The sequence below is a fragment of the Kitasatospora setae KM-6054 genome (assembly GCF_000269985.1).
GTDB lineage: Bacteria > Actinomycetota > Actinomycetes > Streptomycetales > Streptomycetaceae > Kitasatospora > Kitasatospora setae.
On the sequence record NC_016109.1, the window covers coordinates 4,631,246 to 4,650,107 of the forward strand.

Here is an 18,862-nt window from a genome sequence, read left to right on the forward strand (position 1 = left end):
CGCGCCCTCCTTGCCCGCCACCGGGCAGGAGCGCCCGCTCGCCGCACCGGCCGAGAGCACGGCACCAAGGGGGCACCTCCCAGCCCCCTCTGGGGCTGGGAGAGCTGCTCCTTGGCGGCGAAGGCTGCCTGACGCGGCGCTAGCGCATCAGCCGGAAGGCCAGGCCCGCCGCCGCGCGGAGCGGGAGGGGCGGGCGGGGCAGGGCGAAGGCCGCGCGGAGGGGGGCGTCGAGGAGGGCGGCGCCGAAGGCGGGGGCGTGCCGGGCGAGCGGGCCGGGGAGCCGGGCGGCGAACAGCGGGGCGACGGCCCGCCAGAGCGCGCGGCCGGCGTCGCTGGGGGCGAACCCGGCGGTCTCGAACCCGCGCATCCAGCCGCGGGCGTCGTCGGGGAGCGGGGGGATCCGGAGGGCGGCGGCGAGGTCGGCGGCGAACGCGGTGGCGGCGTCGCGTTCGGCGCGGGTGCCGCCGGCGAAGTCGACCGGGCAGACGGTGAAGCAGGCCAGCACGTAGCGCATCAGTTCGTCGTCCACGCCGGGCAGCCGGTGCATCGCGGCGAGTTCGGCGACGATGCCGCGCCCGGCCGGGCTGTCCACGCCGTGGCCGATCAGGGCGAACATCATGGCGCCGGTGGCCTTCGCCCGGGCCTTCGGCGCTTCGGCCAACCGGCCCGTACCGGCCAGGACTTCGGCGATCCCGGGGACGGCGAAGGTGCGGACGAAGCCGAGCGTGAGGCCGACCCGGGCGCGCTGCGGGCGGCGGTGCAGGACGAGGGCGGCGAAGGCGTCCCGGGCCGGCGGGGTCACCCGCGGGGTTCCAGGGCGCGGTCCAGCAGCGGGGAGCGCAGGTAGGCGGCGACCAGGACGAGGTGGGCGCGCTCCTCGTCCGGGGCGGTGTCCAGTCCGGGCAGGGCGGGCTGCTCCTCGCGGGGGCGGGGCACGGCGCCGGCGCCGAGGGCGGTGACGGCGGAGCGCAGCGCGGCGGCGACCACCAGGGCGTCGCGGTGGCCGGGGGCGAGCGCGGCGCGGCCGGCCAGCCGGTCGGCGGCGTGCACGGCGGCCGGGTCGACGAACGGGCGGAGGGTCAGCTGGCCGTCGCGGATCTCCAGGCCGCGCCGGGTGGTGCGCCACTCCAGGTCGCGCACGGCGAGGCGTTCGCGCCAGGCGGGGGAGGGCGGGCCCTCCAGGGCGAGCCGGCGGTCGGCCCGGTAGACGAGGTCCCAGAGCGGGCGCAGCGCGCGGAAGTCGCGGCGGCGGACGGCCCAGGCGGCGCCGGCCGGCCCGGCGAAGCCGCAGGTGATGCCGATCGCGCCGAGCGCGGCGAAGGCCGGGCCGAGCGCGGTGCTGAGCCACTCGGTGCCGGCGGCGCCCGCGTACGCGAGGCCGATCGCGGCGATCTTGCACAGCACGTAGCCGCAGGCGGTGAGCGCGCCGAGGGCGATCAGCCGGATGCCGCGGCGCAGCCAGCCGTCCGGGAGGCGGGCGGCGTGGCCGAGGCAGACCCGTCCGATGTCGACCAGCGCGTAGGCGAACACGCCCTGGTAGAGGACGAGGAACAGGGCGGTGGCGGCGCGCGGGGCGAAGGTGGTGTCGAAGGTGAGCGGGGTCTCCGGCCGGTACGGGCCGCCGGCCAGGAAGAGCGCGGCGAGGACGGGCACCAGCGCGGCGAAGCCGGCCGCGCGGCGGCGCACCCGCTGCCGGAGCCGGCCGTCCAGCGGGGCCCACATCCGGGTGTCGGCGCGCTCGTCGGGCGGGGCCCAGAGCAGGGCGAGGACGACGGCGGCGGCCGAGAAGCCGACGATGCCGAGGTAGACGAGGAGGGTGGCGAGGTTGCCGACGCCGGTGAGGTGCCCGACCGCCCGGTACAGCAGCGGGGAGGCCAGCAGGAAGGCGGTGGACGGAGAGGCGATCGCGAGGGCGACGACCAGCAGGCCGAAGGACGGGTCGCGCCGCCAGGCCCGGAACTTCAGCGCGGCGACCAGCCAGGCGGCCGAGCCGATGCCCAGGTAGACCAGGTCGTAGGGCAGTTCAGACATGCTGTCCCTTGCGGTGCTCCAGCGCGGGGGCGAGCTGCGAGGTGGTGCCGGCGCCGGGGGCGAGCACCAGGATCCGCATCAGTTCGGCGCCGAGCACCTCGGCCTCCTCCTCGGCGGCGTCGTCGTAGTGCGAGCGGCCGAGCACCAGCCGGACCATCTCCGGGTCCAGGGTGGGCAGTTCGACCCGTCCGGGGTCCCGTTCGGGCCCGGCGGGCACCGGCAGGTGCCCGCACAGCAGGTGGGCCAGCTCGTGGCAGACGATGTGCGCCCGGTGCAGCCCGGAGGTCTCCTGCTCGACGTGGACGACGTCCTCGGCGGGGAGCCGTTCGACGGAGCCGGAGGGCTCGCCGACCCGCATCCGGCGCGGCGCGATCCGGATCGGCCGGTCCAGGTGCGCGGAGACCGCGTCGCACAGCTCCTCGACGGTGCTCAGCGGCGGCAGGCGCAGCCCGCGCGCGACCGTCCGCATCCGGCGGCGGGTCCGGCCCAGTCCGCTCCCCACACCCCGCACGTCGACCCCCTCCGGAAGCCGCCAGTGTCCCAGCGGCACCTGCTGGCGTTCCGTCACGTCACCGGGCCGGCCTCGTCCGGCTGCCCGTCGCCCAGGCCCACGGCCCGGCGCAGCTGCTCCACAATAGTGAGTGCGGCGTCCTGCATCTCCGGCGGCAGCCCGGCGGCCCGCATCGCGATCCGCTCGACCCGGGCGTCCCGCAGCGCCTCGATCGTGCGCAGGTCCTGCTCGACCGCGCGGGCGGTCTCCGAGTCGGAGAAGTAGTCGAGCGGGACGCCGAAGAACTTCGCGATCCGGACGGCGTTCTCCAGGCTCGGTTTCTGGGTGCCCTTGCGCAGGTTGCCGATGTACGTGCCGCTCAGCCCGGTGCCTTCGGCGATCTCGGAGTCCCGCCAGGGGCGGCCGAGGTCCTTGGGGTAGATCACCGCTATCAGGCGCCGGAAGCGGCTGGCGAAGTCCGGGGCTTCGGCGCGGGGGGTTTCCTGGGGCATGTGCCGGATCATAGAGGCTCCGTACCCCCGGGCGTATCCCCCGATCGTCCTTCTCTGCACGATCGTTGATGAATTCGTGCCGAAACGGTGGTGACGGCCCGGGGTGAGTGGTCTGGACCGGCTCCGGCGGATCCACGATAGTTGACACAGTGTGGACCCGGTCGGCAGGATCGGCACTCGGATACTCGGGCGCCGTTGCCCCACGGGGGTGGGCAGCGGCGCTCGGCTGTTCCCTCCCCGGCCCGGGGCGGTCCCGGGGCGGGCCGTTCGTCGGGTCGTTCGTCGGGTCGTTCGCCCGGCCGCGGGCGCCCGGTCCGCCGGTCCTACCGTCCTATTGGAGCCGCTGGTTCCGCTACCTGGGCGTCATCTTCCGTTTCCTGATTGGCTGTTGGCTTCGGATACGCTTCCCGCGTGCCCGCCCGGCGGCATGAGGTGCCGGCCCATCCGGGCTCCCCGCCCGAAAGGCCCGCGCAGCCGATGGCTCCCCGACTCTCCGTCGTCGTCCCGGTCTACAACGTCGAGCGCTACCTCGCCGCCTGCCTGGACTCGATCGCCGACCAGTCCTTCGCCGACCTCGAGTGCGTGATGGTCGACGACGGGTCCACCGACGCCAGCGCCGCCATCGCCGAGCGGTACGCCGCGCGCGACCCGCGGTTCCGGCTGGTCCGGCAGGAGAACCAGGGCCTCGGCGCGGCCCGCAACACCGGCGTGCGCCACCTCGCCCCCGGCACCGAGTACCTGGCCTTCGTCGACAGCGACGACGTGGTCCCGCCCGGCGCCTACCGGCTGATGGTCGACACCCTGGACGGCACCGGCTCCGACTTCGCGGCCGGCAACGTGCTGCGGCTGCGCACCGCCGGGCTGGAGCCCTCGCACGTGCACGTCCGCCCGTTCGCCGAGACCCGGCTGCGCACCCACATCAGCGAGCACCCCCCGCTGGTCACCGACCGCACCGCCTGGAACAAGGTCTACCGGCGCTCCTTCTACGACGCGGCCGGCCTGGAGTACCCCGAGGGCATGCTCTACGAGGACGCCCCGGTCAGCGTCCCGCACCACTTCCTGGCGAAGAGCGTCGACGTGCTGTCCGAGCCGATCTACCACTGGCGGATCCGCGAGGACGGCGACACCTCGATCACCCAGCGCCGCACCGACCCGCGCGGCCTGGCCGACCGGGTCCGCTCCATCGAGCTGGTCCGCGGCTGGCTGCTCGACCGGCCCGAACCCGTCTTCCGCGAGCACCTGCGGGCCTACGACCACAACACGCTGGTCGAGGAGATCCCGATGTTCTTCTGGACCGTCCCCGACGGCGACCGCGACTACCGCTACGCCTACCACCGGCACGTCACCCGGCTGGTCGGCGCGATCGGCGCCGACCGGATCGCCGCGCTGCCCGCCTTCCTGCGCCTCAAGTACCGCCTGACGGTGGCCGGCCGGGTGCACACCCTGGCCAACGTCCAGCGGGTGCACCGGCGGGTGCGCAACACCCGCAAGGCGCTGCGCCGGGGCTGACCGGGGGCCGGGGGCCGGGGCCGTGGCCGGGGCCGGGGCCCCGGGCTCAGCAGCCCGGCGCGGCCGGACCGCCCCGCACGTCGGTCGACCTGAGGTAGGCCAGCCGGTGGTTGTAGCGGATCGGGTAGTAGCTGTCGCAGCCGACCACCAGGGTCCGGTCGTCCGGGGTGTCGCCGTCGATGTTCCGGGCGTAGTAGAAGTCGCCGCGGACCGGCTCCGGTTCGGCCGCGACGTAGGACTGGCCGGCCGGGACGGTGGCGTCCAGCGGGACGACCTGCTGCACCGGGATCGCCGGGTGCGCCCGGTAGGCGGCGGCCTCCGGGTAGGCGCGGCCGTAGACCGGGATCGAGGCCGGGCCCGGGCGCGGGGTGAGGACGGTGCGCCCCGGCCGGGTGTCGGGCGCGGTCGCGGACCCGCCCGGGTTGGCGAACCAGCCCTTCCGCCCGTCGTACCAGATCGCCGTCCAGTCGCCCGAGACGTCCGCCACCACGTAGTGCGCGCCGGTGACGGCCTTGTCCCGCCAGTCGGCGGCGTCGCGGGTGCCGCCGTTCAGCAGCGGGGCGTCCGCGGACGGCCCGGTGCGCAGGTAGACGAAGTTCTCCGGACGGTCCGAAGTGCCGTTCACCGCCGGGCGGTTGGTGTCGAACGCCGGGGCGACGACGATCGGGTCGCCGACCTTCGGCACCCCCGCCCGGCCGGGCAGCGGGGCGCCCAGCAGGTCGAGGTAGTGCGCCCAGTCCCAGAAGGTGCCCGGGTCCCAGTGCATCCCCGCGACCCCGGCCTGCAGCGGCCCCGGCACGTCGTCGTGGCCGAGCACGTGCTCCCGGTCGAGCGGGAACCCGTAGCGGGCGGCCAGGTGGCGGACCAGCGCGGCCGAGGACCGGTACAGCTGCTCCGAGTACCAGGTGGGCCGGTCCTTGGGGAAGGCGTAGCCCTCGTGCTCGATGCCGATGCCGTGCATGTTGAAGGTCTTGTTCCCGGCGTGCCAGGCGACGTCCCGGTTGTCGACCAGCTGCGCGACGTGCCCGTCCGAGGAGCGCACCAGGTAGTGCGCGCTGGCCTGGCTGCGCGGGTCGCGGAAGAACGCGAGCGAGCCGTCGTAGCCGCCCTCGGTGTCGTGCAGCACGACGTACCGGATCTGCTGGCCGTCGTCCGGGCGGTTCGCCCGGGTGTAGTTCCCGTACGAGGTCGGGTCGCCGGGGTCGGTCAGCGCGTACGCGGCGGGGCGCGGTTCGCAGTCCAGCTCGGCCGGGCAGTCGACGGCGGCGGCGTTCCGGGCGCCGGCGGGCTGGGGCCGGGGCTGGGGCCCGGGGCTTTCGGCGGGCTCGGGTACGGGCTCGGGCGCGGGTACGGGTCGGGCGGGGTCGGCGGGCAGGCGGACGTGCTGGCCGTCGGCGGTGGTCCGCTCGGCGCCGGTGCGCAGGGTCGTCCACACCCGCTCCGCGAACGGCCCCCGGCCGTCCCCGCCGAACCGGGCCACCGCCGGGCGCCAGTCCGCCGGATCGCCGGCCGCCTCCCGGTGGTAGCGGGCCAGCAGCGCGGCCGCGCCCCGGAGGTTCTGCGCCTGGTCGACGGCCAACTCGTCGGCCGGGCGGCCGAGCAGCGCGGCGGCGGCGTCCAGGGTGTGCAGCCGGGGGCCGTCCGCCCCCGCCGGGACGGCGGCCGGATCGACCCGGGTCAGGCCCGCCACCCCGTGGTTGCCGGTGGTGCTGGGCGCGCCGCCGTGCGACTCCCAGCGGCTCTGCTGGTACGCCAGCGCCAGCAGCAGCCGCTCCGGGACGCCGAACTCGGCCGCGGCCGAGGCGAACGCGCGCTGCAGCGACTCGTCCCCGGGGGCGCTCGCGGTGGCCGGGGCGGGGGGTGCGGCCGGTGTGGCCGGTGCGGCTGGTGCGGCCGGTGCGGCGCCGAGGACGGCGGTGGTGAGGGCGGTCGCGGCGGCCGCGGCACCGGCCCTGGACATCCGGAACACCGGGACCTCCCAGTTCACGGCACGGGTGACGCCCGGGACGGCGGCGCCGGGCGGTGGCGACGTTACTGGCCGGGCCGGGCCGGGCGGCGCTGCGACCCGCCCCCGGAAGGGTGGCCCTCCGGCCCCGCGCCCGCGTCCGTCCGTCCGTCCGCTCGCGCCGCCGTCCCCCGCTTCAGCGCCGTTGCCGCAGCAGGGCGGCCCGGGCCTTCAGCAGCCCCGGCACCAGCAGGTAGACCACGGTCGGGACGACCACGGCGGTGATGACCAGCACGCGCAGCGGCACCGACAGGCCCGCCAGCGAGGGGCCGAGCAGCAGTTGGGCGAGCGTGATCGCCGGATAGACGGCCAGCCAGGTGACCAGGGCGCGGACGTGCACCGAGGGGGCCGCTGCGGCGGTGGTGGTGGTTGAGACGGGGGCTGCGGTGGTGGTCGACATGGCGGCACTTCCTGTCCGGTCGGTGGTGTGCCGGCCCGCTTCCCGCGGTGGCAACGCGAACGTAGCCAACCAACTGGTTGGAAGTCAACTATCCAGTTGGTTGGCAGATCGGGGAGCCCGCCCCTACGCTGACCGCATGACCCAGGACCAGGGCTCCACCAAGCAACGGCTCCTCTCCGCCGCCCGGGAGGAGTTCGCCGCCCACGGCATCGCGGGCGCCCGGGTGGACCGGATCGCCGAGCTGGCCGGCGTGAACAAGGAGCGCATCTACGGCTACTTCGGCAGCAAGCAGAAGCTCTTCGACCAGGTCGTCGCCGCGGCCCTGGACGAACTCGCCGAAGCCGTCCCGCTGCGCCCCGGCGACGACCCCGGCGACTACGTCGGCCGGGTCTACGACTTCCACCGGGCCAACCCCGTCCTGCTCCGCCTCTCGCTCTGGGAGGCCCTGCACTACCGGGACGACGCCCTGCCCAACGAGGCACACCGGGCCACCCACTACGAGCGGAAGGTCGCCGCGCTCGCCGAGACCTTCGGCGCCGAGGTCTCGCCGCGGATCGCCGCCTGCCTGCTGAGCCTGACCGCGCTGGCCGCCTGGCCGCACGCGGTGCCGCAGATGACCCGGATGATGCTCGGCCCCGACCACGGGACCGACCTGCGCGCCCAGGTGGTGGAGTTCGCCCGCCGGGCGGTCGGCTGACCCGTCCGGCCCCGCACGCGCGTCCCGTCACGCCTCGGCCGGGGTCCGCCACTCGACGAACTGCACGATCACGCCGTTCGGGTCGGTGACCTGGAACAGGCGCTCGCCCCACGGCTCGTCGAGCAGCGGCATGGTGATCTCCACGCCGGCCTCCTTGAGCCGGGCCTCGGTGCCGGCCGCGTCGTCCACGGTGAAGGCCAGGATCAGCCCGGCGGCGACCTGGTCGCGGAAGCCCGCCGGCAGCGCCTCCAGGCCCCGGCGCAGCAGCACCACGTTCATCCCGGCGTCCGGGTGGCCGAGCGAGACGAAGCCGTCGGCGGACATCTCCTCGCGGAAGCCGAGGTGCTCGGAGAGGAACGCGGCGGAGGCCGCGACGTCCTCGACGTTCAGGGACACGGCGGAGCGGTTGATCTTCAAGGGGTGGTCCTCCCGGATCGGTGGGTCGGGTCGCGCCAGAATCTCCGTACGCCGTACAGTATACATAGTACGGAGATTGGCGCGTGGAAGAATCCCCCGCATGGCCAGCAACCGGAGCAGCGCCGGAGACCCCGCGCAGACCCTCGCCCTGCTCTGGGGCGTCCCCACCGCCGCGCCCCGCGGCCGCCGCGGACCGCGCCAAGCCCACTCACCCGCCGAGATCGCCGCCACCGCGACCCGGATCGCCGACGCCGAAGGACTCGACGCCGTCACCATGCGCCGGGTCGCCCAAGAACTCGGCCTCTCCGCGATGGCGCTCTACACCTACGTCCCGGGCAAGGCCGAACTCCTCGACCTGATGCTCGACACCCTCTACGCCGCGATGCCCCGCAGCACCCCCGCCGACCAGGGCTGGCGCGCCCGCGCCACCGCCGTCGCCGACGACAACCGCGCCCTGCACGCCGCCCACCCCTGGACCGCCACCGTCCCCACCACCCGCCCCCCGCTCGGCCCCGGCCTGATGGCCAAGTACGAGTACGAGCTGCGCGCCCTCGAAGGCACCGGCCTCGACGACGTCCGCCTCGACGCCGCCCTCACCCACCTGCTCGGCTTCGTCCACACCTGCGCCCGGATGGCCGCCGACGAACGCGCCGCCCAACAGGACAGCGCCATGAGCGACACCCAGTGGTGGGAAGCCAACGCCGACCTCCTCGCCCGCGTCCTCGACCCCGCCCGCTACCCCGTCGCCACCCGCGTCGGCACCGCCGCCGGCCAGTCCCAGGGCGGCGCCTACAACGCCGCCCACGCCTACGAGTTCGGCCTCCCCCGCATCCTCGACGGCCTCGCCGCCCTGATCGACCAGCCCCCGGCCCGCTAGGCCCCGGGCCGGGCCGATGCGGACGGCGGAGCTCGCGGCCTCGGTCAGTACGGCAGCAGGTCGCTCGTGACCAGGTCGAAGTCGAACGGCTCGGGGACGCGCAGCGTCTCGCCGAACTCGACGTCCTCACGGCGGTGGTACCTCGTACCGTCGGGCCGACTGAACAGGGTGACGGTCTTCTGCCTGGCGTCGACCAGCAGGTACAGCGGGATGCCCATCAGCGGGTAGTCGCGGACCTTCCCCACCCAGTCGTTCTCCGGGTTCGAGGGGGAGACGAGTTCGACGGCGACGGCGGCGAGCTCGGACGGGACCTGGTTGGCGGACGTTTCCAGTGCCTCGCTCGGCAGGTACGTCAGGTCCGGGTTGCGGCTCTTGCCGACGTTGGGCGACACCAGGTCGGTGTTCTCGCTCGGCAGCAGATCGGCCGGGGCGTACCGGTCGAACTGGCGGCGGACCAGCAGCAGGTTCCGCTGGTGGATGCCCGAGGGGCTGACCATCATGACGATGGTGTCGCCCGAGATCTCCACCTTGAACCCGTCGGGCAGGCTCCGTCGGGCTTCATCGAGGAGTGCGAAGTGCTCCGGGTTCATGGGGGCTGTCTCCTGGAGTGCGCCGGACAACACCCTCAGAGTAGTCCGGCCGAGGAGGCCGGAGAACGCCGAAGGCCCCGGAGCGTGAACTCCGGGGCCTTCGACTGTCTGGTGGCCAGGGCCGGGGTCGAACCGGCGACCTTCCGCTTTTCAGGCGGACGCTCGTACCAACTGAGCTACCTGGCCGTACTGCGTACTGCACCGCCTCTTGCGAGACGAGCGATCCCGACGGGACTTGAACCCGCGACCTCCACCTTGACAGGGTGGCGAGCTAACCAACTGCTCCACGGGACCTCATGCGGATCGCTCCGCACAGGACCTTACTACGGTACTGCGTACCCCCAACGGGATTCGAACCCGTGCTACCGCCTTGAAAGGGCGGCGTCCTGGGCCACTAGACGATGAGGGCTTGCGGCCCTTCCGGCCGGATGATCCGGCGTTCGGGGACGTCCCGAAGCATATGGGATGCCGGGCGGGAACGCCAAAACGGTTTCCGGAGGTCGGCGCGGCGGTGGGCGTGGGCGGGGTGCGGGGGAGGGGGTGGGTGGGGCAGGTCAGGACCAGCCGAGTTCGTGGAGTTCGTCGTCGTCGAAGCCGAAGTGGTGGGCGACCTCGTGGATGACGGTGGTGCGGACCTCGTCGACGGCCTCGGCGCGGGTCGCGCAGTGGCGGAGGGTGGGGCCCATGTAGACCATGATCCGGTCAGGGAGGACACCGGCGTACCACTCGCCGCGCTCGGTGAGCGGGATGCCCTCGTAGAGGCCGAGCAGGTCGGGGGTGGCGGGGTCGGGTTCGTCCTCGACGAAGACCGCGACGTTGTCCATCATCGCGGCCAGTCTGGGGGGAATCTGGTCCAGTGCGTCGGACACCAGTGCCTCGAACTCGTCCCGGGTCATCTCCACGCGTCCCATTGTCGGAGGTCCGCTGACGGGACGCCAGGTCGCCGGGACGGCGGGGCGGGGGCCGGTGCTTGACTGGGCGGCATGAGGACGAGGGAGCCGGTGCTGCGCGGGCAGGGCCGGGTGGTGGCGGCGGTGGCCGCGGGCGGGGTGTTCGGGGCGTGCGCGCGGTACGGGCTGGGGCTGTGGTGGCCGACCGCGCGGGACGGGTTCCCGTGGACGACGCTGCTGGTGAACGCGGTGGGGTGCGCGGCGATCGGGGTGGTGCTGGTGGTGCTGACGGAGGGGCCGCGGGTGCCGCATCCGCTGCTGCGGCCGTTCCTGGCGACCGGGGTGCTGGGCGGGTTCACCACCTTCTCGACGTACGCCGTGGACGCCCAGCAGCTGTTCGACCACGGGCTGCCCGGCCGGGCGGTGCTCTACCTGGGCGGGACGCTGCTGGCCGCGCTGGGCGCGGTGTGGGCGGCGTCGGGCGCGACCCGGGCGGTGCTGTCGGCGCGGGCCGGACGGGGGGCCGGGGCGTGAACTGGCTGCTGGTGGCGGTGGGGGCGGCGGTCGGCGCCCCGCTGCGGTACCTGACGGACCGGGCGGTGCAGTACCGGACCGGCTTCGCCTTCCCGTGGGGCACGCTGACCGTCAACGCGGGCGGCTGCGCGCTGCTCGGCCTGCTGACCGCCGTCGCCCCGCCGGACGTCCGGCTGCTGCTCGGCACCGGCCTGTGCGGGGCGCTCACCACGTACTCGACGTTCTCGTTCGAGACGCTGAAGCTGGCCGAGAACGGCGCTCGCGGCGCCGCGCTGGGGAACGTCGCGCTGTCGCTGGGGGCCGGGCTGGCGGCGGTGTACGCGGGGGCGGGCATCGGACACGCGATCTGGGGGTGACCGGGGCCGCCACCCGTGTCCCCGGCGGCCGGCCGCGCGTTGGGCACCGAGAACGTTTGCGGCCCCGGGCGGGTCGTGCGGGAGGTGGCTCGATGGTGGCGGGTTGGTCGGCGCGAGGTCGGCGGACGGCGGCGGGTTCGGTGGTGGCGGCGCTGGCCGTCCTCGGGTTGGGCGGCTGCATGTCGGTGGGCGCGGACGCCCCCCGCAAGCCGGTGGAGGTGAAGCCGTCCGGGACGGGCGCCAGCGCGAGCGCCAAGCCCGGCGGCGGGCAGGGGGCCCGGCAGGGCGCCCCGCACGGGGAGCGCGGCGGGACGCTCAGCCTTGACGGCGCGTCACCCGGCCCCGCGCCGTCGGCCGGCGCCCCCGCGCCGGGGGCCACGCCGCCGCCCGCGACCGGCGGCGTGCCGGGCGCGCCGGTGCAGGTGCCGGCCCCCTCGGCGAGCGGCCCGGCCCCGTCCGGGGCGGCCAGCGAGCCGGCCTCGGCGCCGCCCAGCCAGCCCGCGGGCGGCAGCGGCAGCGGGAGCGGTGGGGGCGGCGGGGGCGGCGGCGGGACGGCCGCCTCGCCGACCCCGCAGGGCAGCCCGTCGGCGCCCGCGCACTCGTCGGCGCCGTCCGCGACGCCCAGCGGGCCGGGTTCGGCGGGGCCGAGCGAGTCGCCGTCCGGGCACTGAACCAGGCACAATGGGGGAGCCGGGGAGTCTGGACCGGAGGACCTTCGTTCGAAGGTGCTGACCAGGGGATTTGCCTCTGATCCCCAGGCTCCCCTATGGTGGTAGATCGTTCGTTTGATCCTATTTGGCTGGCGCTCCTCATACACCTTTGAGCGCCCTTGGCGCGTTCCGGCGATCCGTGGCTGACCGCATAGAGGCGGTTTTTCAACAGACCCACCGGACTTTGGCGCGTGCCACTTCCGGAAGGTTTTGCATGTCTCTCGTTGACGACGCCCGCTTCGCCATGCCCGCGAACGGGTCCGACGCCGCCGACACCGACTCCCTCGACACCGACGCGCTGGACGCGGAGCTCGCCGAGCTCACCGACGCCGACGCGGGTGCCGAGTACGACACCGACACCGACGCTGACGACAGCGCCGACGACGCCGACGCCGAGCCCACCATCACCTTCGGTGACCTGGGCCTGCACGACGACGTGGTCCGGGCGCTCGCCAAGCGCGGCGTCACCACCCCGTTCCCGATCCAGGCCGCGACCATCCCGGACGCGCTGGCCGGCAAGGACGTGCTGGGCCGCGGCCGCACCGGCTCCGGCAAGACCCTGAGCTTCGGCCTCCCGCTGCTGACCCGCCTCGCCGACGGCGAGCGCACCAAGGCGAAGCACCCGCGCGGCCTGATCCTCGTCCCGACCCGCGAGCTGGCCATGCAGGTCGCCGACGCGCTGGAGCCGTTCGGCTCGGTGCTCGGCCTGCGCCTGAAGGTGGTCTGCGGCGGCACCTCGATGTCGAACCAGATCTACGCGCTGGAGCGCGGCGTCGACGTCCTGGTGGCCACCCCCGGCCGTCTGCGCGACCTGATCAACCGCGGCTCCGCCAAGATGGACGAGGTCGAGATCGCCGTCCTCGACGAGGCCGACCAGATGGCCGACATGGGCTTCCTGCCCGAGGTCACCGAGATCCTCGACCTGGTGCCGGCCGGCGGCCAGCGCCTGCTGTTCTCCGCCACCCTGGAGAACGAGATCGACACCCTGGTCAAGCGCTACCTGAAGAACCCGGTCACCCACGAGGTCGACCCGTCGGCCGGCGCGGTCACCACCATGACCCACCACATCCTGGTCGTGAAGCCCAAGGACAAGGCGCCGATCACCAGCGCGATCGCCGCCCGCAAGGGCCGCACCATCATCTTCGTCCGCACCCAGATGGGCGCGGACCGGGTCGCCCAGCAGCTGGTCGAGTCCGGGGTGAAGGCCGACGCGCTGCACGGCGGCATGACCCAGGGCGCCCGGACCCGCGTCCTCGGCGACTTCAAGGACGGCTACCTGAACGTGGTCGTCGCCACCGACGTCGCCGCCCGCGGCATCCACGTCGACGGCATCGACCTGGTGCTGAACGTCGACCCGGCCGGCGACCACAAGGACTACCTGCACCGCTCCGGCCGCACCGCCCGGGCCGGCCGCTCCGGCACCGTCGTCACCCTGGTGCTGCCGCACCAGCGCCGCGGCGTGTTCCGCCTGATGGAGGACGCGGGCGTGGACGCCTCGCGCCACATCCTCGACCACGCCTTCGACGCCGAGGTGGCCCGGATCACCGGTGCCCGCTCGCTCGTCGAGGTGCAGGCCGAGAGCGCGTCCGGCATCGCCGGCGCCGCCGAGCGCGAGGTCGCCGAGCTCATCCGCGAGCTGGAGCGCGCCCAGCGCCGCGCCAACGAGCTGCGCGAGGAGGCCGACCGCCTGGCCGCCCGCGCCGCCCGCGAGCGCGCCGAGCTGGGCATCGAGGACGAGGAGCCGGCCGCCGAGGCCGACACCGAGGCCCCCGTCGCGGCGGTCGCCGCCGCCGAGGCCGAGCCGGTCGCCGAGGACCGCGCCCCGTCCTACCGCGAGGCCCGCAGCGAGCGCCCGGCGTACAACAACCGGGACCGCGGTGACCGTGAGCGCGGTGGCTTCAACCGTGAGGAGCGCGGGGGCCGTTCGTTCGGTGACCGTGAGCGCGGTGGTTTCAACCGTGACGACCGTGGTGGTCGTTCGTTCGGTGGTGACCGTGAGCGTGGCGGTTTCAACCGTGAGGAGCGCGGGGGCCGTTCGTTCGGTGACCGTGAGCGCGGTGGTTTCAACCGTGACGACCGTGGCGGCCGCTCGTTCGGTGGCGACCGTGAGCGTGGCGGTTTCAACCGTGAGGAGCGCGGGGGCCGTTCGTTCGGTGACCGTGAGCGTGGCGGTTTCAACCGTGAGGAGCGCGGGGGCCGTTCGTTCGGTGACCGTGAGCGCGGTGGTTTCAACCGTGACGACCGTGGCGGCCGCTCCTTCGGCGGCGACCGTCCGGCCCGCTCCTTCGGCGACCGTGACCGCGACCGCGGCCAGGCCGGTGGCGGCAGCCGTCCGTTCGTCCGCCGCGACGACCACCGCTCCGGCGGCGGGCGCCCGCAGGGCGGCGGCTTCAACCGCGACGACCGCGGCGGCCGCTCGTTCGGTGGCGACCGTGAGCGCGGTGGCTTCAACCGCGACGACCGCGGCGGCTTCAACGGTGGCGGCGACCGCAAGCCGCGCTGGAAGAACTGACGCCCCGCGCACAGCAGGCAGGCGACGGGCCCGCTCCACTTCGGTGGGGCGGGCCCGTCCGCGTTCCCGGGCCCGGCGGATGGTGAAAATCGTTGGTGGGGACGGGAATCGGCGGCTAGCGTCCGAGGCATGAGCAGCAGGCAGCGGGCCCTGGCCACGCAGAACGAGGAGATCGCCGACCGGGGCGAGTACCGGAGCCCGGCCGGGGCGGTGGTCCGGATCGCCGAGGAACTGGCCGAGGCCAGGGCCGGGACGGTCTCCTACCCGCCGGACGCCGAATTCGGCACCGGGCCGGGCCCGTTGGCCGCCGGGGCGGCCGAGGTCACCGGCGAGGGCAGCATGCAGGCGGCCCGGCGGCTGCTCGCGGAGGGCGGGCGGGGCGTCGCGGTGCTCAACTTCGCGTCCGCGCGCAACCCCGGCGGCGGCTACCTGCGCGGCGCCAAGGCCCAGGAGGAGGACGTCTGCCGCTCCGCGCTGCTCTACCGCTGCCTGCTGGAGGCGCCCGACTACTACGAGGCGCACCGGGCCTCCACCGACCTGCGCTACAGCCACCGGGTGATCTGGTCGCCCGGCGTGCCGGTGATCCGGGACGACGACGGCGACCTGCTCGAACGCACCCACCGGGTCGGCTTCCTGACCTCGCCCGCCCCCAACGCCGGCCAGCTCGCCCTCCGCGCGCCCGGCCGCCCGCTCGACCTCGGCCCGGTGCTCGCCGAACGGGCCGGCCGGGTGCTGGCCGCCGCCGCCCGGCACGGCGCGCGCGAACTGGTGCTCGGCGCCTGGGGCTGCGGCGTGTTCCGCAACGACCCGGCCGAGGTCGCGGACGCGTTCGGGCAGGCCCTGGACGAGTGGGGCGCGGCCTTCGACCGGGTGGTGTTCGCGGTCTGGGACCGCAGCGAGCCCTCCGCGAACCGGACCGCGTTCGCGGCGCGGTTCGCCGCCTGAGCGGCGGGGCGGCGGGGCCGGGGGTGCGGTCAGTCGCCGGTGGCCAGGGCCGAGGCGGCGGCCACCACGCCCGTCACGCTCAGCACGGCCGGCCAGGCGCCGATCTTCTTGGCCAGCGGATGCGAGCCGCCGAACGCGGCGAGGTACAGCGCGGTCAGCCCGGCCGCGGCCGGCACCCCCGAGCGCCGGCCCCAGCGCACCGCGGCCGTCGCGCCGGCGGCCGCCAGCACGGCACCGCCCAGCTCGCGCCGTCCGCTGAACCGCGCGGTCGCGTACCCGCCGATCAGTCCGGTGGCGGCGACGGCGGCGGTGGCGGGGAAGCGGGCCATGGGACGTACTCCTTCACGACGGGGTTCACGGGCGGGGTTCACGGGCGGGCTGGGTCGGGCGCTCCCGCCCCCTCCACCGTAACGCTCCTAACGAGCCGCCCGCCGTGCGGGGAACGGGGGTTGGGATACTCGTGCGATGACCGATCGAGAGCTTGAACCGCCGGGGGACGGGGAGCTGCGGGCAAGTCCGCTGGAGCTCTTCTTCGACCTGGTCTTCGTCTTCGTCGTCACCCAGCTCACCGCGAGCCTGGCCCACCACCTGACCCCGGGCGGACTGGCCCGGGTCCTGGTGATGCTGGCGGTGATCTGGTGGATGTACGACGCCTACATCTGGGTGGCCAACGCGCTGCCGCCGCGCACCCACGGGCGGCGGGGGCTGATGCTGCTCGGCATGGGCTGCTTCCTGGTGATCGCGCTGAGCGTGCCGCGCGCCTTCGAGGGCGGCGGCGAGACCTTCGGCTGGGCGTACCTGCTGGTGATCGCCGTGCACACCGGGATGTTCGCCACCGCCGGGGTGCGGCCGGAGGCGGTGGCCCGGATGGGCGCGCTCAACCTGTTCGGGGCCGGCCTGGTGATCGCCGGCGGCTACCTGCGCGGCGGGCCCGAACTGCTGCTCTGGACGGCCGCGTTCGGACTCCAGCTGGCCATCCCGTACCTGGTCGACCTGCCGCGCTTCCAACTGCGCGCCGACCACTTCGTCGAGCGGCACGGCCTGGTGGTGATCGTCGCGTTCGGCGAGTCGGTGATCGCGATCGGCGTCGGCATCGGCGACGCCGAGCTCACCGGGGCGCTGATCGCCGCCGCGATGCTCGCGCTGGCGGTCTGCGTCGGCCTGTGGTGGGCGTACTTCGGCTCGGACGACGAGGAGCGGGCCGTCCACGCGATGGCCCGGCTGGACGACGCCCGGCGCAACCTGGCCGCGATCAAGGTCTACAACCTGGGCCACTACGCGCTGCTGCTCGGCGTGATCCTGTTCGCGACCGGCGCCAAGACCGCCACCGCCCACCCGACCTCGCCGATCCACCTCCCCGAGGCGCTCGCCCTGGCCGGCGGCACCGCGCTCTTCCTGTGCGCCAACAGCGCCGTCCGCCGCACCCTCGACCTCGGCCCCGGCCGCCTGCGACTGCTGGCGGCCGCCCTGGTCCTGGCCGCCGCCCCGCTCGGCACCGCCTTCAGCCCGCTCGCCCAACTCGCCGCCACCGCCGCCGTGCTGGCCCTCGCCTTCCGGGCCGAGCACCGCCGCGCGACGGGTGCGGCGGCGGCCGGTGCGTCAGCCCGGGAGGACGTGCGCGGCCTGCCGGGCGCCGTGGCCGCCGTGGCCGGGGTGGGTGAGGTGGCCGGGGTGGTCGAGGCGGGGGAACCGGGCTGACGGCACCGGACCGTTCGGACGGGCCGTCACGCCGGTCCCAGGGTGCGGAGCGCGGCCAGGTCGGCGTCGGTCGCGCCGTGGTGGCGGAGGTAGGCGTCGAGGGTGCCGTGCAGGGCGCGGGCGCGGTCGAGGGCGGAGTGCAGGTGCGCGGCCTCGACCGGGCGGGAGAGCCGTTCGACACCGGCCAGGTCGTAGTACGGGACCGGCCCGCGGTCGAGGCCGAGGCCGGTGTTGGAGAGCAGGAAGTCGGCGGTGACGGCTTCCAGCGGGAGGCCCGCCAGCGTCTGCAGCACCGCGATGGTCAGGCCGGTGCGGTCCTTGCCGACGGCGCAGTGCACCAGCAGCGGGGCGCCGGTGGCGAGGGCGCGGACGGCGCCGGCCAGGGCGGCGCCGCCGGTCTCGGCCATGAACGGGTAGAGCGCGGCCTGGTCCTCGGGCCAGGGCAGCCGGACGGTGGCCGGGTCGGGCAGCATCGGCAGGTGCAGGTACGCGACGCCGTCCGGCAGCCGGTCCGGCGCCCGGTCGACCTCCGGGGTGCTGCGCAGGTCCAGGACGGTGCGGATGCCGAGCTCGGCGAGGCGCGGCAGGCCCTCGTCGGTGAGCAGGTGCAGGCCGGCCGAGCGGTAGAGCAGCCCGGGGCGGTAGACGCCGGCCCCGGCGTCGCGGAGGTTGGGGACGTCGGGGACGGCGAGGAACGGGCTGGACGCGGTCTCGGTTTCGGTCTCGATCTCGGTCTCGGTCATGCCGACCACGGTAGGCGCCGGGGTGGACACCGGGCCGGTGCGTTCACCGAACCGGTATCCGCCGGGGGACGGTTGTTCGGCCGGGCGTCCGGTGGTCCTTCCGGGGCCGGGCGTCCGGGCGTCCAGGGGGCCTTCCGCGGCCGGGCGTCCGGCGGTCCCTACGGGGCCGGGCCTCAGCGGCCGCCGGCGGCGTCCAGGAAGGCGCCGGTGATGTACGAGGCGGCGGGGGAGAGCAGGTACAGGATCGCCTCGGCGATCTCCTCCGGCTGCCCGCCGCGTCCCATCGGCAGGTTCGGGCCGACCCGGTCGACCCGGCCGGGCTCGCCGCCGAGCGCGTGGATGCCGGTGTGGATCAGGCCCGGGCGGACGGCGTTGACCCGGATCCCCTCGGCGGCGACCTCCAGCGACAGGCCGGTGGTCATCGAGTCGAGCGCGCCCTTGGACGCCGCGTAGTCGACGTACTCGTTCGGCGAGCCGAGCCGGGACGCCGCCGAGCCGACGTTGACGATCGCCCCGCCGCGCCCGCCGTACCGGGTCGACATCCGGCGGACCGCCGCGGCCGCGCACAGGAACGGGCCGGTGATGTTGGCGGCCCAGATCCGGTTCAGCCGGTCCTCGTCGAGCTCGTCGAGGCGGCACTGCTTCTCCAGCGTGCCCGCGTTGTTCACCAGCGCGGTCAGGACGCCGAGTTCGCGGTCGACGGTGTCGAACAGCTCGGCCACCCCGGCGGTGTGCGACACGTCCGCGCGGACGGCCAGCGCGGTGCCGCCGGCGGCCCGGATCCGGTCCACCACGGCCTCGGCCGAGGTCCGGTCGCTGCGGTAGTTCACGGCCACCCGGTAGCCGCGCCCGGCGGCGAGCAGCGCGGTGGCCGCGCCGATGCCGCGCCCGCCGCCGGTGACCACCAGTACGTCGTCCAGTACGTCGTCCTGTGCCATGGGGTTCG

21 protein-coding genes and 3 tRNA genes are annotated in these 18,862 nt (G+C 75.0%); 9 read left to right on the plus strand and 15 right to left on the minus strand.

All coding sequences use genetic code 11. The features are described 5' to 3' along the window. Positions 1–139: 139 nt before the first annotated feature. The 4 genes from KSE_RS20535 to KSE_RS20550 form a co-directional block, all read right to left on the minus strand. Positions 140–802, minus strand: a complete 663-nt coding sequence (locus KSE_RS20535) for a DUF2236 domain-containing protein (protein WP_014137260.1) — start codon at positions 800–802, stop codon at positions 140–142. After that, a complete protein-coding gene (locus KSE_RS42250) occupies positions 799–2,031 on the minus strand; it encodes an MAB_1171c family putative transporter (RefSeq protein ID WP_014137261.1) in 1,233 nt (410 codons plus the stop codon). The genes KSE_RS20535 and KSE_RS42250 overlap by 4 nt, the downstream gene beginning before the upstream one ends. Then, positions 2,024–2,500 (minus strand): hypothetical protein, encoded by a 477-nt coding sequence (locus KSE_RS38655; RefSeq protein ID WP_051738443.1) that lies wholly within the window; start codon positions 2,498–2,500, stop codon positions 2,024–2,026. Before KSE_RS38655 ends, KSE_RS42250 begins: the two co-directional genes overlap by 8 nt. Positions 2,501–2,595: 95 nt before the next feature. Then, entirely contained in the window at positions 2,596–3,033 is a 438-nt protein-coding gene (locus KSE_RS20550; RefSeq protein WP_063747475.1) for a helix-turn-helix domain-containing protein, read from the minus strand. Positions 3,034–3,510: 477 nt separating this feature from the next. Here KSE_RS20550 and KSE_RS20555 point away from each other — a divergent pair, with 477 nt between their 5' ends. Continuing rightward, the gene (locus KSE_RS20555) at positions 3,511–4,542 is read left to right on the plus strand and encodes a glycosyltransferase family 2 protein (protein ID WP_014137264.1); all 1,032 of its coding nucleotides are present in this window, start codon (positions 3,511–3,513) and stop codon (positions 4,540–4,542) included. A gap of 46 nt (positions 4,543–4,588) precedes the next feature. On the opposite strand, the gene KSE_RS20560 is transcribed toward KSE_RS20555, so the two are convergent. Together KSE_RS20560 and KSE_RS20565 are read right to left on the minus strand one after the other, a co-directional pair. Continuing rightward, on the minus strand, positions 4,589–6,502 hold the full coding sequence (locus tag KSE_RS20560; RefSeq protein WP_148283131.1) for an N-acetylmuramoyl-L-alanine amidase: 1,914 nt from the start codon (positions 6,500–6,502) through the stop codon (positions 4,589–4,591). A 181-nt stretch (positions 6,503–6,683) separates the two neighbouring features. Then, the gene (locus KSE_RS20565; RefSeq protein ID WP_014137266.1) at positions 6,684–6,947 is read right to left on the minus strand and encodes a hypothetical protein; all 264 of its coding nucleotides are present in this window, start codon (positions 6,945–6,947) and stop codon (positions 6,684–6,686) included. A gap of 136 nt (positions 6,948–7,083) precedes the next feature. Between KSE_RS20565 and KSE_RS20570 the strand changes: the two genes are divergently transcribed. Beyond that, positions 7,084–7,644 (plus strand): TetR/AcrR family transcriptional regulator, encoded by a 561-nt coding sequence (locus KSE_RS20570; protein ID WP_014137267.1) that lies wholly within the window; start codon positions 7,084–7,086, stop codon positions 7,642–7,644. A 27-nt stretch (positions 7,645–7,671) separates the two neighbouring features. Here KSE_RS20570 and KSE_RS20575 read toward each other — a convergent pair whose 3' ends face one another. Further along, positions 7,672–8,061, minus strand: a complete 390-nt coding sequence (locus KSE_RS20575) for a VOC family protein (protein ID WP_014137268.1) — start codon at positions 8,059–8,061, stop codon at positions 7,672–7,674. A gap of 100 nt (positions 8,062–8,161) precedes the next feature. On the opposite strand from KSE_RS20575, the gene KSE_RS20580 reads away from it, so the two are divergent. Next, complete coding sequence (locus tag KSE_RS20580) at positions 8,162–8,938, plus strand: TetR/AcrR family transcriptional regulator (RefSeq protein WP_014137269.1); 777 nt, start codon at positions 8,162–8,164, stop codon at positions 8,936–8,938. 44 nt (positions 8,939–8,982) lie between these two features. Here KSE_RS20580 and KSE_RS20585 read toward each other — a convergent pair whose 3' ends face one another. The 5 genes from KSE_RS20585 to KSE_RS20605 all read right to left on the minus strand — a co-directional run bounded on the left by KSE_RS20585 (position 8,983) and on the right by KSE_RS20605 (position 10,424). Beyond that, positions 8,983–9,528: a Uma2 family endonuclease gene (locus KSE_RS20585; RefSeq protein WP_033259395.1), complete on the minus strand. Its 546-nt coding sequence runs from the start codon at positions 9,526–9,528 to the stop codon at positions 8,983–8,985. 109 nt (positions 9,529–9,637) lie between these two features. Then, positions 9,638–9,714: transfer RNA gene (locus tag KSE_RS20590), tRNA-Phe, on the minus strand. Positions 9,715–9,748: 34 nt separating this feature from the next. Next, a tRNA-Asp gene (locus tag KSE_RS20595) sits at positions 9,749–9,822 on the minus strand. Between the two features lie 42 nt (positions 9,823–9,864). Then, positions 9,865–9,937 (minus strand) — tRNA-Glu (locus KSE_RS20600). Positions 9,938–10,082: 145 nt separating this feature from the next. Beyond that, the gene (locus tag KSE_RS20605; protein WP_033259421.1) at positions 10,083–10,424 is read right to left on the minus strand and encodes a metallopeptidase family protein; all 342 of its coding nucleotides are present in this window, start codon (positions 10,422–10,424) and stop codon (positions 10,083–10,085) included. An 87-nt stretch (positions 10,425–10,511) separates the two neighbouring features. Here KSE_RS20605 and KSE_RS20610 point away from each other — a divergent pair, with 87 nt between their 5' ends. The 5 genes from KSE_RS20610 to KSE_RS20630 all read left to right on the plus strand — a co-directional run bounded on the left by KSE_RS20610 (position 10,512) and on the right by KSE_RS20630 (position 15,475). Further along, positions 10,512–10,952, plus strand: a complete 441-nt coding sequence (locus tag KSE_RS20610; RefSeq protein ID WP_081539520.1) for a fluoride efflux transporter FluC — start codon at positions 10,512–10,514, stop codon at positions 10,950–10,952. Next, complete coding sequence (crcB, locus tag KSE_RS20615) at positions 10,949–11,308, plus strand: fluoride efflux transporter CrcB (protein WP_014137273.1); 360 nt, start codon at positions 10,949–10,951, stop codon at positions 11,306–11,308. Before KSE_RS20610 ends, crcB begins: the two co-directional genes overlap by 4 nt. Positions 11,309–11,400: 92 nt before the next feature. Further along, on the plus strand, positions 11,401–11,979 hold the full coding sequence (locus KSE_RS20620) for a hypothetical protein (RefSeq protein WP_148283132.1): 579 nt from the start codon (positions 11,401–11,403) through the stop codon (positions 11,977–11,979). Between the two features lie 253 nt (positions 11,980–12,232). Next, complete coding sequence (locus KSE_RS20625) at positions 12,233–14,530, plus strand: DEAD/DEAH box helicase (RefSeq protein ID WP_014137275.1); 2,298 nt, start codon at positions 12,233–12,235, stop codon at positions 14,528–14,530. Between the two features lie 129 nt (positions 14,531–14,659). After that, positions 14,660–15,475 (plus strand): TIGR02452 family protein, encoded by an 816-nt coding sequence (locus KSE_RS20630; RefSeq protein ID WP_014137276.1) that lies wholly within the window; start codon positions 14,660–14,662, stop codon positions 15,473–15,475. Positions 15,476–15,504: 29 nt separating this feature from the next. Here KSE_RS20630 and KSE_RS20635 read toward each other — a convergent pair whose 3' ends face one another. Next, entirely contained in the window at positions 15,505–15,804 is a 300-nt protein-coding gene (locus tag KSE_RS20635; protein WP_014137277.1) for a hypothetical protein, read from the minus strand. A 136-nt stretch (positions 15,805–15,940) separates the two neighbouring features. Between KSE_RS20635 and KSE_RS20640 the strand changes: the two genes are divergently transcribed. Then, on the plus strand, positions 15,941–17,173 hold the full coding sequence (locus KSE_RS20640) for a low temperature requirement protein A (protein ID WP_014137278.1): 1,233 nt from the start codon (positions 15,941–15,943) through the stop codon (positions 17,171–17,173). 26 nt (positions 17,174–17,199) lie between these two features. On the opposite strand, the gene KSE_RS20645 is transcribed toward KSE_RS20640, so the two are convergent. Together KSE_RS20645 and KSE_RS20650 are read right to left on the minus strand one after the other, a co-directional pair. Continuing rightward, on the minus strand, positions 17,200–17,916 hold the full coding sequence (locus tag KSE_RS20645; RefSeq protein WP_033259424.1) for a tyrosine-protein phosphatase: 717 nt from the start codon (positions 17,914–17,916) through the stop codon (positions 17,200–17,202). A 173-nt stretch (positions 17,917–18,089) separates the two neighbouring features. Continuing rightward, the gene (locus KSE_RS20650) at positions 18,090–18,854 is read right to left on the minus strand and encodes an SDR family oxidoreductase (RefSeq protein WP_014137280.1); all 765 of its coding nucleotides are present in this window, start codon (positions 18,852–18,854) and stop codon (positions 18,090–18,092) included. Between the last annotated feature and the right edge of the window lie 8 nt (positions 18,855–18,862).